Raw genomic sequence first — 12,144 nt, 5'->3', positions numbered from 1 at the left:
TCTCCCTTTTGTATTGAAAAAATAAAAACCAGCTTCATATGGAAGCTGGTGAGAAAGACCCAAATTAAAAGAGCCGCATTTGCCGTACCTCATATAAGAAAGTTTTAAACCACCACTCCTCAAAGTGGGTGTTTTCAGAAGCCTTTCTGCGTGTCCTCCACGTCATATAGACAGAGGCTTGTCATTCCAGCTTCGATGTTTAAACTCCCTATAACAGCTTAAAGGTTAAAACTTTATTATTGTTACGTACAACGCAGCTTGTATTTGTATGTTACATCAAATCAATCTACAGTTCAATGTTAAAAAATTCCAAATGGATTATTTTATTATTTGTAACTCTTTCGGGAATTTTGTTAATGCTCTTGCTCCATCAGCTGTAATATACACATCATCTTCAATGCGTACGCCTGCAACACCAGGCACATAAATACCTGGTTCAATGGTGTAAACCATTCCTTCCTGGAGAACTAGCTGGTTTGTTTCTGTCATCGATGGATATTCATGGATACTGATTCCCAGACCATGTCCCAGCCGATGCGGAAAGTATTCGCCATAGCCGGCATCTGCAATAATTCTTCTTGCAGTCAAATCAACATCGGCTGCAGTTACACCAGGCTTGCTCGCATCCAATGCTGCTAACTGAGCTTTTAAGACTGTATCATAAATTTCTTTTTGCTTATCATTTATATCACCGTATGCAACTGTTCTTGTAATATCAGAACAATAGCGGTCGACGACAACACCTAAATCAAATAAGACGAAATCGCCTTTCTTAATTTTGGTCATGCCTGGATTGCCGTGTGGAGAGGCGGCATTCGCACCAGTTAATACCATAGTTGAAAATGACATTTCTTTTACACCTTTTTGTTTTAGTGCATATTCAAGGGCGTTAAGTATATCAAGCTCGGTTTTCCCTTCTTTAATTTCACTGGCGCCAAACCGAACTGCGTAATCTGCAAGGGCACACGCCTCTTCAATCGCTTTTAATTCTTTTGCATCCTTAATCATGCGGAGTAGTCTTAATTTTTCTTCAGCAGAAATAAACGCTGCATTTGGGAATAATTCCGTTAGCTGTTCATAGCGTTCCACATTCATGTGTTCTTTTTCAATTGCTGCTTTACAAACAGTAATTCCGCGCTTCTTAATCGCATGTACAATCATATCCCAGGGATTTACAATGTCGTTGAAGGCAATGATTTCATGCTGCCAGCCGGCATTTTTTGCATTGTAAATCTCCATTTCCGGACAAACCATAAACGGCTCTTCTTCTTGAAAGACAGCAAGAGCAAGCAATCGTTCATGCGGGTCTGTATAGTAGCCGCTTAAGTAAAATACATTTTCCGACGAAGTAACAAAGCTTACTTGAATATCATTTTCCTTCATCCAGCTTTGCAGTTTTTCAATTCGTTGATTCATTAATAGTTCCCCCTTGAAAAAATCATTTCCTATTTGAGAGTAACAATTGAAAAATTAATTGTAAACAATCTGAACTTATGATGTGCTAAATCAGAAAAGATATGGGTATATTGTGGAAGGAATTCCTAAACTTTTATGGAAGTAGTTAATATAGTATTTGAAAGGGGTAATAGAAATGAAAATTTCTTATCACGGCCATTCTGTTGTCCAAATTAACACGAATGGAAAGACGATTTTAATTGATCCGTTTATTACAGGAAATAGCTTAACAGATTTAAAGGCCGAGGAAGTCCATGCAGATGTGATTATTTTAACGCATGGGCATAACGACCATGTCGGTGATACTGTGGCTATCGCCAAAAGATGCGGGTCACTTGTTGTTGCTAATGCCGACCTGACTACATATCTTAGCTGGCAGGGCGTTGAAACACATGGAATGAATATCGGCGGAGCGTATCATTTTGATTTTGGAACAGTTAAACTGACCCAGGCCTTTCATGGTTCAGGCTACGCAACGGGCAACAATGAAATCATTTATTGCGGCATGCCGACTGGCGTTTTGTTCAGCAATGAAGGCAAAACGATCTATCACGCTGGCGATACTGGTTTATTCTCTGATATGAAATTGATTGGCGAACGTCATCCAATTGATGTGGCCTTCTTGCCAATTGGTGATAATTTTACGATGGGGCCAGAGGATGCTGCCTATGCTGCTAAGCTGCTGCAGGCAAAAACAGTGGTCCCAATTCACTTCAATACATTCCCGCCAATCAAGCAGGATCCTAATCGATTTATTGACTTACTTGAAGAGAAAAACGGCAAAGTGTTAAACCCGGGTGAAGCAATCGAAATTTAACTACTTTTTTTCCTCCTTATAGCATAAAAATGAAACAAGCAGTCTGTTAAGGAGGAAGGAAGATGAAAAAAAATAGATATTTACTATGTATTTTGCTTGCAGCACTTATGCTGTATTTTGCAGTCCCTAGGCTTTCGGTTACTGCTGAGGGAACGCAAGGGATTTTTTCAATCGCTTGGCTAGGGTTTGCTCTAATGGTCATTTCCGGAAATCTAACGGCACTACTTTATACACCCAAAAAGCAAATCTCAAAGCAGCAAATGGGGCAATTAAAGAAGAAATCCCGCTCTTTTCATTAAGACGCGGGATTTCTTTGTGAGATTCCCAGCTCCAGCGCCTAGGGGCTTGGGGTCACAAGTCAATCCGTCAAGAAGGCTCGTCTTGTGCCTGGCTAGCAGAAAGCTGACGCTTATCTGTAAGCATTAAGGGAGACTAATCTCTGGCTTCGCTCTCGCTTGCCAATCGATAAGTCTCCCTGGACCGCCCCTGGTCAAGGCGCTTCCGCTTTATTTGCAAACCGCATTGAATCAAGACTTTTTAATCTTTATAATGAAAACTAGATACATTAACCGTTACTGTTAAATTATATTGGAATTTGATTATAAAGGGTGAAGGTCTTGGCGACAAAGCATGAACAAATTTTAGAATATATTGATGGTCTTCCGATTGGGGAGAAAATCTCAGTCAGGCAGATAGCCAAAGCAATGAATGTCAGCGAAGGCACAGCCTATCGTGCTATTAAAGAAGCCGAGAATAAAGGCTACGTCAGTACTATAGAACGGGTCGGCACGATTCGCATTGAACGGAAGAAGAAAGAAAACATTGAAAAGCTTACCTTTGCCGAAGTGGTCAACATTGTCGATGGTCAAGTATTGGGCGGAAGAACGGGACTGCATAAAACGCTCAATAAATTTGTGATCGGGGCTATGAAATTGGAAGCCATGATGCGCTACACTGAGGCAGGAAATCTGTTAATCGTCGGAAACCGGACACAGGCCCATGAGCTCGCGTTGAGAGCTGGAGCAGCTGTACTTGTTACCGGAGGATTTGACACGGAAGAGCAAGTAAAGCGATTAGCAGACGAACTTGAGCTTCCGGTTATCTCTTCAAGCTACGACACTTTTACGGTTGCTGCGATGATAAATCGGGCGATTTACGACCAATTAATAAAAAAAGAAATTATTTTAGTAGAAGATATTTTAACACCTTTATCGGAGACCTATTATTTAAAAACAACCGATAAGGTTTCAAGGTGGCATGAATTAAACCAGCAGACAACACATAGTCGCTACCCTGTTGTTGACCAAAATTTAAGAATTCAGGGGATGGTAACAAGCAAAGATGTTTTGGGGCAGGATATGGATATAACGATTGATAAAATAATGACAAAGCAGCCTATGACTGTAAACGGTAAAACAAGTATTGCTTCAACGGCGCATATGATGGTCTGGGAAGGAATTGAGGTACTTCCTGTTACTGACGACACCAATCACTTAGACGGGCTGATCAGCAGGCAGGATGTTCTGAAAGCACTGCAAATGAACCAACGGCAGCCACAGGTGGGGGAAACCCTTGATGATATTGTCACCAATCAAATTGGAATTTTACAGGGGAAAGATAAAGGGGATGATGCTTTTACCTGTGAAGTGACCCCGCAAATGACAAATCACCTTGGTACCATGTCCTATGGTGTATTTACGACCATCGTCTCCGATGCCGCTAACCGAGTGCTGAGAAGCTATAAAAAAGGCGATCTTGTCGTCGAAAATATGACAATTTACTTTATTAAACCGGTCCAAATGGAAAGTACATTGGAAATCTACCCAAAAGTACTTGAAGTAGGTCGAAAGTTTGGAAAGGTTGACGTGGAAGTATTTAACGAAGGCATTCTGGTTGGAAAAGCAATGATGATGTGCCAATTGATTGACAGATAACATGACAAAAAAAGCCGCTTCCTTCGTATTTCAGGGAGCGGCTATAATTATATTACTTTTCTGCCTCAAGCAGTTCTGCTTCTTCAATAGCAAACCGATGGTAATGCTTATATTTTTTGAATCCTGCCCAGCTGAATAAGACTCCGTATATAATGAATATGGCTGCAACGATATAAGCCGCAGTTGAGGTCGAAACATAGATGGTATTAATCCCAAACATAAGGACAAAAAGTCCGAGGGCAATATTGGATTTAGCGGAAAGCCATTTCTTTTCAACAGGACGGTTGCTCCTGATGTATTTTGTTTTATAAAATAAATAAAAAGCAAATAAAATAACGATAAGAAAAACCAAACCTAGCATCTAATGTTCCTCCAATTTTAAAAATCACCTAATATTTTACCTGTATTTGAGAGAAAATGCTACAATGTTTATAAAAGGATGGTTGAAAAGGAGAATATATGAAAGAGAAAATACTGGAAACAATCAAACAATATGAAACGATTATTATTCATCGCCACGTTCGTCCTGATCCGGATGCTTATGGTTCGCAGGGCGGATTAGCAGCTATCTTAAAAGCGTCTTTTCCGGAAAAGAATATTTATGCGGTAGGGCAGGAGGAGCCGACTCTTAACTTTATGAGAAGGTTGGATGAAATCTCTGATGAAGTTTATGAGGGCGCACTGGTGGTGGTCTGCGATACGGCCAATCAAGAAAGGATTGATGATAAGCGCTATACTAAGGGGGATATGCTGATTAAAATCGATCATCACCCAAATGAAGATCCTTATGGCGATTTACTGTGGGTCGATACGGCTGCAAGCTCTTGCAGCGAAATGATTTATGAATTTTATTTAGATGGAAAAGAAAAAGGGCTTAAAATAAATGATGAAGCAGCAAGGCTGTTATTCGGCGGCATTGTCGGGGATACCGGAAGATTTCTATTTCCAAGTACAACGGACAAAACATTTGCTTATGCAGGAGAGTTAATCCACTATAATTTCTCGCGTACAGAGTTGTTTGATAGAATGTACGAGCTTGAACCAAATATTATTAAGTTAAATGGGTACATATTGCAGAATTTTGAAATGCAAGAAAACGGCGTCGCAGCAGTCAGACTGACAAAAGAACTGCTTGAGGAATACCATGCAAGACCTGCAGAAGCGTCATTATTAGTCAGTACCTTAGGGGATGTAAAAGGGATTAAAGCGTGGGTCTTCTTCATTGAGGAAAGCGACCAGATCAGGGTGCGGCTGCGTTCAAAGGGACCGGTCATCAATGTAGTCGCCAGGAAGTTTAATGGAGGAGGACATCCGTTAGCGGCAGGTGCCTCCATCTATTCTTGGGATGAAGTAGAGAATGTACTTAGAGAATTACATGCGGTTTGTAAATAAGACACAAAGAAACGGCCTGACAGCGGCCGTTTCTTTATTCAGCTAATAGAAATTATATATTTTCACAAATTTATTATTTCCTAACGCATAAATTCAACTGCGTCTCTGTCTTCGTCCTATCCGGACTCGCCAATCACGAGTTTTCATTCAGCAAACTCCATTTCTAACTGTATGGTCAGTGTAGTATAAATAACCATTTCCTTTACCTTAAGCCGATAGCGCTTTTCGTTTAATTCATATGGTTTGTTTTCGATGATTTTTTTTAACATGTCTTTGCTCTTGGCAACAGTTTCTAAATCTTTGGCAAGCACTATTTTGATATCATCTCTGACTGCTTCTTCTGTTTGAAAAACACTGAATTGATCTAGTTTGTATTTCTCCCAGTTGGTTATTCGGATATTTATTTTTTCAATCGTGATTTTTCCTAAATTTTTATTGTTCAATTCGGCGTAATCTTGCTGCCAAATTTTAACGTCGTCTTTTAACTCCGCTATATCCTTCTGCTGCTTTCTGATTAGTTTTGCATTGTCCTCTTGAAAGACTCCATAAATATATAAAAATATGCACCAGCTGATGGCACCGCCGACGGCCATTCCGGAAATAAAACGCTGCCACGAAGGTCTGCGGTAATAAGGTGGAATTCTCATGACGAAATATGCTCCTGGGTAAGCCAGTTAATAATCAGTGCACCTGTCTGGGCACCGCCCAGGGCCGAAAGAATTAATAGAAATTGTTTAAACAGGTCCTTCGTATCGGCGTTTAAAAAACCGCGTTCAAATGTATAAACTGTATCAAAAGTTCCTCCTATCGCCGCAACAATGGCCCAAATTCTTAGGGCGGATGATAACCGGTAAACTGTTGTTAATGGGGGCTGTCCAGTTATAAAGGAGGCGATCCCCCCAATAAGCGCCCCCCCCAGCACAACGCCTAAGGCAATAAAATAGCTTTCAATAAAAGCTGGAAAAAAACCAAGTTCTTTCATTCCTTCAACCGCCTTTGTCTAGCCAAATGATCTTTATACATTTATATGGACAAGTGCAATTTATTATGTGTTGACAGTAAAAAATAGAACATATTTTCTTTTTTTCGTATCAAGTTTTATAATGGAAGTAAGATAAAAGTAGAATGAGAGGTGCGACGGGATGTCTTTTATTCACCTTCATGTATATAGTGCGTATAGTTTATTGACCAGCACGGCGTCTGTACCCGATTTAGTGGAGAATGCCCGAAACAAAGGATTTCGGACGCTGGCATTAACCGATCGGAATGTAATGTACGGAACGATTGAATTTTATAAGCTTTGTAAAAAGCAGCAAATAAAACCGATTATTGGACTGACAGTGGATATCGAAAGTGAACGGACGGAAGGAGAAACATATCCACTTGTCTTGTTAGCGGAAGATGATACAGGCTATAAGAATCTATTAAAAATATCCAGTGCTGTGCAAACAAAGGCTGAAAATGGACTTCCTCACAAATGGCTTAAGGCTTATTCTAAGGGGCTCATTGCCATTACACCAGGCATAGAAGGGGAGATTGAGCAAGCTTTATTAACAAACGAAGTGACTTTGGCCAAAGATATTGCTCTTGAACTTTCTGGTGTTTTTGGCAGCGGCAATTTTTATCTTGCCCTTCAAGACCATCACCTTGAACAGGACAAAACACTTAAGGAACCGCTCCTCCGGCTTTCAAAAGAATTGAATATCCCGCTCGCAGCCACCAATCAAGTCTATTATTTGGAAAAAGAAGATATGTTTGCTCATGAATGCCTGTTAGCCATTAAGAATGGTGACAAATTGCAGGACGACCATCATCAGCAGCTGGGCAGTGACCAATTCTATTTAAAAAGTTCCGCTGAAATGGCCGAGTATTTTGCAGATGTCCCGGAGGCACTGGAAAATACGCTTAGGATTGCTGAACGTTGTAATATAAATATTAATTTAGACAAAACGTACCTGCCATCCTTTCCGACGGAAAACGGCATGCTTGCTGAAGAATATCTGGAAAAACTTTGTCAAAAAGGTTTAAAGGAAAGAATTTCGGAGGAACCATCCACAGAGTACTTGGAACGCCTGGCCTATGAATTGAATGTAATTAAGCGGATGCAGTTCAGCAATTATTTTTTAATTGTTTGGGATTTTATGAGATATGCACGGGAAAAGGGGATTTTAACGGGACCGGGCAGGGGATCTGCCGCTGGGTCCCTGGTCGCCTATGTGTTATACATAACCGAAGTTGACCCGATTGAACATCATCTGTTATTTGAGAGATTTCTAAACCCCGAACGGATTTCCATGCCTGATATTGATATCGATTTTCCCGACCATCGCCGGGATGAAGTTATTGAATATGTGGCACGAAAGTATGGAGACCTGCATGTTGCGCAAATTGCTACATTCGGTACCCTTGCCGCGAAAGCGGCCTTAAGGGATGTAGGCAGGGTGTTCGGACTAAATACAAAAGAGTTGGATTATATGTCAAGGCTTATTCCTTCTCGCCCGGGTCTAACCTTAAAGGATGCCTATAAGGAGTCGGAAGGTTTACGGAAGTTCATCCAGGAGACGCCTTTAAATAGCCGATTGTTTGATACAGCACTGAAATTGGAAGGCCTGCCCCGTCACACCTCAACGCACGCAGCAGGTGTTGTCATCAGTGAGAAGCCGTTAATCGACTTAATTCCGATTCAGCAAGGATCAGGTGAGATTTTTTTAACACAGTTTTCTATGGAATACTTAGAGGAACTGGGCCTGCTCAAAATGGACTTCTTGGGGCTTAGAAATTTATCGTTAATTGAAACGATCCTGTCTTCTATCTATCGCCACACGGGAAGGAGATTGGATATTGGCACTATTCCGCTTGATGATGCGAAAACCTTCAATCTTTTAGCTCAAGGCGAAACAACAGGTATTTTTCAGTTTGAATCAGAGGGGATGAGGAAGGTGTTACTACGCCTGAAGCCGACCCATTTTGAGGATATAGTCGCTGTCAACGCTTTGTACAGACCAGGTCCGATGGAAAATATCCCGCTTTTTATTGACAGGAAGCATGGACGACAGAAAATTGATTATCCACATCCCGACCTTCAGTCCATCCTTGAAAATACGTACGGGGTCATTGTCTATCAAGAACAAATTATGCAGATTGCGTCTATCATGGCAGGATTTTCCCTTGGTGAAGCAGATCTGTTAAGAAGAGCGGTTGGGAAGAAACAAAAAGAAGTATTGGATAAAGAGCGTCAGCATTTTGTCCAAGGGGCGCTGAAGAAGGGATACAGCGAAGCTTTGGCGAATGAAATATATGATTTGATTGTCCGATTCGCCAATTATGGTTTTAATCGCAGCCATGCGGTGGCTTATAGCTTAATTGCCTATCAGCTTGCCTTTTTAAAAGCCAATTATCCGGTTCACTTTATGGCTGGCCTGCTTACATCCGCCATCGGAAATGAGGCGAAAATCGGCCAGTATGTTCTAGAAGCAAAACAAAAAGAAATTGATATCCTGTCTCCTTCCATTAATTTGAGCACTTATTTATTTCAAGTGGAGAAAGGGAAAATTCGCTATAGTCTGGGTGCCATCCGCGGGGTCGGGGCGGCTGCTTTGAAGGAAATTTTTCAAGCGAGAAAACGAAAGAAGTTTAGCGATTTATTTGATTTTTGTATCAGGGTATCGGGAAAGGCAATCAATCGCAAAACACTTGAATATCTTGTCCATTCCGGTAGTTTTGATGAATTCGGGGAGGACCGGGCCGTCCTTTTGGCCAGTCTGGATGTTGCGATAGAGCATGCGCAAATATTTAAAACGGATGACACAAATCAAATTGATATGTTCGAGGATGAACTGATTCCGAAACCGAAATATGTGAAAGTTGATGAAATGACCCAACAAATAAAGCTCTCCTTTGAAAAAGAGGCGCTGGGTTTATATCTTTCTGATCACCCGATCTCCATATATGAAAAAAGGCTTAGACGAGCTGGTGCTCAAGCTTTATTTCAATTAAATAGCCATGGCAGGAAGGTGGCGGCAGTTGGAGTCTACATTACAACAAAAAAATCAATCCGGACGAAAAAAGGGGAATCAATGGCCTTTTTAACTATAAGCGATCCAACCGGTGAAATGGAGGCTGTCGTTTTTCCTGATGCATACCGAAAATTTTCCCAATACCTAGAGGAAGGATGCTTTGCCCTGCTGGAAGGGAAAGTCGAAGAACGTGATGGAAAGCGGCAATTGATTATTCAACAAGTTACAGAAATCGAGAAATGGCTGAATGCGCATGCAGACAATCAGCCTGTGCTATATTTAAAAATCACCCAAGACAAGGAAAATGAAGGGACTCTCCAAGAATTAAACAAGCTTCTAAGCAGCAATAAGGGTCGAGCGGGGGTAGTTCTCCATTATGACACAACTAAGAAAACAGTTAGGTTAGGCGCGGAGATGAAAATTAACCCCCGTCCAGAAATCATCCAATCCTTAAAGGATTTATTGGGTGGTCAAAATGTAGTCCTGAAAGATTAAATCTTTACAACTTTGGAAGATATGTTATAGTGGTAAGGAGACATGTGTGGTCTGACCACCAATGTTATGATGGGGAATTTATTTTATTTTTTATTCATTTGCGGGGTGACAGTCTTGACTTTAAGAGAAGAAGCATTACATATGCATCGAATTAATAAAGGAAAATTAGAGTCGAAATCGAAGGTGCCAGTAAGAAATGCACAGGATTTGAGCTTAGCCTATTCTCCAGGTGTAGCCGAACCTTGTAAGGATATTTATGAAAAACCGGAAACTGTCTACGACTATACAATGAAAGGGAACATGGTTGCAGTTGTTTCTGACGGAACAGCCGTACTTGGACTTGGCAATATTGGCCCTGAAGCGGCGCTGCCGGTTATGGAGGGTAAAGCGGTCTTGTTTAAGAGCTTTGCCGGCGTTGATGCCTTTCCAATTTGTTTAAACACTACCGATGTAGACAAAATTGTTGAGACTGTTAAGCTTTTAGAACCTACCTTTGGCGGGGTAAATCTTGAAGATATTGCCGCCCCAAATTGCTTTGTGATTGAGGAAAGATTAAAGAAGGAAGCGAATATTCCAGTGTTCCATGATGATCAGCATGGAACAGCTATTGTAACCGTTGCAGGACTTGTTAATGCTTTAAAGCTGACAGGCAAGAAAATGACGGAAATTAAAGTCGTTGCTAATGGTGCAGGAGCAGCGGGGATTGCTATTATAAAATTATTATTTAGCTATGGTGTAAGAGATATCATCATGTGTGACACTAAAGGTGCGATATACGAAGGTCGTCCGGAAGGCATGAACAATGTGAAGGCTGAAGTGGCTAAGTATACGAACCGCGACAGCTTGGCAGGAAGCCTCAAGGATGTAATTAAGGGGGCCGATGTATTCATTGGTGTTTCCGCAGCGGGTTCGTTAACGAAAGAAATGGTTGCATCCATGAATACTGATCCGATTATTTTTGCAATGGCAAATCCGGTACCGGAAATTATGCCTGATGAAGCCAAAGAAGCAGGGGCAAAAGTGGTGGGAACAGGACGTTCTGATTTTCCAAATCAGGTAAACAACGTTCTTGCATTCCCTGGAATTTTCCGTGGAGCACTTGATGTGCGTGCTACCCATATTAATGAAAAAATGAAAATTGCTGCTGTTGAAGCCATTGCCGGTTTGATCAAAGAAGAGGAAATCAATGCAGATTATGTCATTCCGGGACCATTTGATCCGCGGGTTGCTCCAAATGTTGCTGCTGCAGTAGCAAAAGCTGCCATGGAAACAGGGGTAGCACGAATAAAAGTAGACCCTGAAGATATAAAGGAAAAAACAAAAAGGCTCGCTTTAATTGGCAAAAGTGAGTGATATCTTTCGTGACAAATTCTAAAGTGTACCTAGAGATCTTAAAACAGCTAAGAGAAATGATAACGGATGATGGACTAAAGCAGGGAGATAAAATTCCTTCGGAACGTGAACTGTCTGAGCGCCTGAATGTCGGGCGCTCTTCCGTTAGAGAAGCCCTTAGAGCTTTGGAGCTGTTAGGCTTAATTGAAACACGAAGAGGCGAGGGCACTTATCTTCGTGACTTTCGGGGAAATCAGCTGGTCCAGCTTCTTAGTACGTTTATTTTGCAAGATGAAAAAGCAAAACAAGATGTCTTCGAAACAAAAAACTTTATTGAAATGGACGGTCTGCGCCTTGCACTGAAAAGAATGGACCGAATGAATATCGCTGCTGTGAAAGAATGGGTGACGGAGTCAGAAGGATTCCAGGATGATGAATTTTTTTATCAGATTTTTGAAGCCGCAGACAACCATCTTTTTTTTAAGATTTGGGAAATCTTAAAGGATTACTATCATTCCTTATCTTCTTCTCCTGCAGAGTACAAGCGTGAAGACTATCTAAATTTATTAGATGCAATGGCTGATAAAGACGAAATGAAGGTCCTTTTAGCATATGGCCAAATACGAAAATTGTCATCTGTCTAACGACAGAAAGCAACAGATTTTGAACTTTTTTTATTTTATAGTAAATTATACAAGCCCCT

Annotated in this window: 11 protein-coding genes and 1 other RNA gene; 7 read left to right on the top strand and 5 right to left on the bottom strand. The window is 41.0% G+C overall.

What is annotated here, in order from left to right:
• Positions 1-66 precede the first annotated feature (66 nt).
• Both ssrS and ACZ5AE_RS22970 read right to left on the bottom strand, forming a co-directional pair.
• A non-coding RNA gene (ssrS, locus tag ACZ5AE_RS22975) (6S RNA) lies at positions 67-263 on the bottom strand.
• Between the two features lie 55 nt (positions 264-318).
• Positions 319-1,416, bottom strand: a complete 1,098-nt coding sequence (locus ACZ5AE_RS22970) for a M24 family metallopeptidase (protein ID WP_464566841.1) — start codon at positions 1,414-1,416, stop codon at positions 319-321.
• Between the two features lie 175 nt (positions 1,417-1,591).
• Between ACZ5AE_RS22970 and ACZ5AE_RS22965 the strand changes: the two genes are divergently transcribed.
• The 3 genes from ACZ5AE_RS22965 to ACZ5AE_RS22955 all read left to right on the top strand — a co-directional run bounded on the left by ACZ5AE_RS22965 (position 1,592) and on the right by ACZ5AE_RS22955 (position 4,206).
• Complete coding sequence (locus ACZ5AE_RS22965; protein WP_464566840.1) at positions 1,592-2,272, top strand: metal-dependent hydrolase; 681 nt, start codon at positions 1,592-1,594, stop codon at positions 2,270-2,272.
• Between the two features lie 62 nt (positions 2,273-2,334).
• On the top strand, positions 2,335-2,571 hold the full coding sequence (locus ACZ5AE_RS22960) for a hypothetical protein (RefSeq protein ID WP_464566839.1): 237 nt from the start codon (positions 2,335-2,337) through the stop codon (positions 2,569-2,571).
• Between the two features lie 318 nt (positions 2,572-2,889).
• Positions 2,890-4,206: a DRTGG domain-containing protein gene (locus ACZ5AE_RS22955; RefSeq protein ID WP_464566838.1), complete on the top strand. Its 1,317-nt coding sequence runs from the start codon at positions 2,890-2,892 to the stop codon at positions 4,204-4,206.
• Positions 4,207-4,258: 52 nt separating this feature from the next.
• Here ACZ5AE_RS22955 and ACZ5AE_RS22950 read toward each other — a convergent pair whose 3' ends face one another.
• Positions 4,259-4,567 carry a YtpI family protein gene (locus ACZ5AE_RS22950; RefSeq protein WP_464566837.1) on the bottom strand — a complete coding sequence of 103 codons (309 nt, stop codon included), beginning with the start codon at positions 4,565-4,567 and terminating at the stop codon, positions 4,259-4,261.
• A gap of 98 nt (positions 4,568-4,665) precedes the next feature.
• Between ACZ5AE_RS22950 and ACZ5AE_RS22945 the strand changes: the two genes are divergently transcribed.
• Complete coding sequence (locus ACZ5AE_RS22945; protein ID WP_464566836.1) at positions 4,666-5,598, top strand: DHH family phosphoesterase; 933 nt, start codon at positions 4,666-4,668, stop codon at positions 5,596-5,598.
• Between the two features lie 143 nt (positions 5,599-5,741).
• Here ACZ5AE_RS22945 and ytrI read toward each other — a convergent pair whose 3' ends face one another.
• A complete protein-coding gene (gene ytrI, locus ACZ5AE_RS22940; RefSeq protein WP_213119916.1) occupies positions 5,742-6,245 on the bottom strand; it encodes a sporulation membrane protein YtrI in 504 nt (167 codons plus the stop codon).
• Positions 6,242-6,580: a sporulation membrane protein YtrH gene (gene ytrH / locus ACZ5AE_RS22935; RefSeq protein ID WP_464566835.1), complete on the bottom strand. Its 339-nt coding sequence runs from the start codon at positions 6,578-6,580 to the stop codon at positions 6,242-6,244. The genes ytrI and ytrH overlap by 4 nt, the downstream gene beginning before the upstream one ends.
• A 160-nt stretch (positions 6,581-6,740) precedes the next feature.
• Here ytrH and dnaE point away from each other — a divergent pair, with 160 nt between their 5' ends.
• From dnaE to ACZ5AE_RS22920, 3 genes are all read left to right on the top strand, one after another.
• Positions 6,741-10,109, top strand: a complete 3,369-nt coding sequence (gene dnaE, locus ACZ5AE_RS22930; RefSeq protein WP_464566834.1) for a DNA polymerase III subunit alpha — start codon at positions 6,741-6,743, stop codon at positions 10,107-10,109.
• 114 nt (positions 10,110-10,223) lie between these two features.
• Positions 10,224-11,462: an NADP-dependent malic enzyme gene (gene ystJ / locus ACZ5AE_RS22925; protein WP_213144622.1), complete on the top strand. Its 1,239-nt coding sequence runs from the start codon at positions 10,224-10,226 to the stop codon at positions 11,460-11,462.
• A gap of 8 nt (positions 11,463-11,470) precedes the next feature.
• Positions 11,471-12,085: a FadR/GntR family transcriptional regulator gene (locus ACZ5AE_RS22920; RefSeq protein ID WP_464566833.1), complete on the top strand. Its 615-nt coding sequence runs from the start codon at positions 11,471-11,473 to the stop codon at positions 12,083-12,085.
• The last annotated feature ends 59 nt before the right edge of the window (positions 12,086-12,144 follow it).

This window comes from Neobacillus sp. S1227 (genome assembly GCF_055385255.1).
The sequence above is the reverse complement of the archived record's forward strand: the minus strand, read 5'-3'. Positions and strand labels throughout refer to the sequence as shown.

What these genes read in the sequence shown, in the direction of transcription:
- ytrI (WP_213119916.1), bottom strand. Translation starts at nt 6,245, where the DNA reads ATGAGAATTCCACCTTATTACCGCAGACCTTCGTGGCAGCGTTTTATT.
- ACZ5AE_RS22970 (WP_464566841.1), bottom strand. Translation starts at nt 1,416, where the DNA reads ATGAATCAACGAATTGAAAAACTGCAAAGCTGGATGAAGGAAAATGAT.
- ACZ5AE_RS22950 (WP_464566837.1), bottom strand. Translation starts at nt 4,567, where the DNA reads ATGCTAGGTTTGGTTTTTCTTATCGTTATTTTATTTGCTTTTTATTTA.
- ytrH (WP_464566835.1), bottom strand. Translation starts at nt 6,580, where the DNA reads ATGAAAGAACTTGGTTTTTTTCCAGCTTTTATTGAAAGCTATTTTATT.
- dnaE (WP_464566834.1), top strand. Translation starts at nt 6,741, where the DNA reads ATGTCTTTTATTCACCTTCATGTATATAGTGCGTATAGTTTATTGACC.
- ACZ5AE_RS22965 (WP_464566840.1), top strand. Translation starts at nt 1,592, where the DNA reads ATGAAAATTTCTTATCACGGCCATTCTGTTGTCCAAATTAACACGAAT.
- ACZ5AE_RS22960 (WP_464566839.1), top strand. Translation starts at nt 2,335, where the DNA reads ATGAAAAAAAATAGATATTTACTATGTATTTTGCTTGCAGCACTTATG.
- ACZ5AE_RS22945 (WP_464566836.1), top strand. Translation starts at nt 4,666, where the DNA reads ATGAAAGAGAAAATACTGGAAACAATCAAACAATATGAAACGATTATT.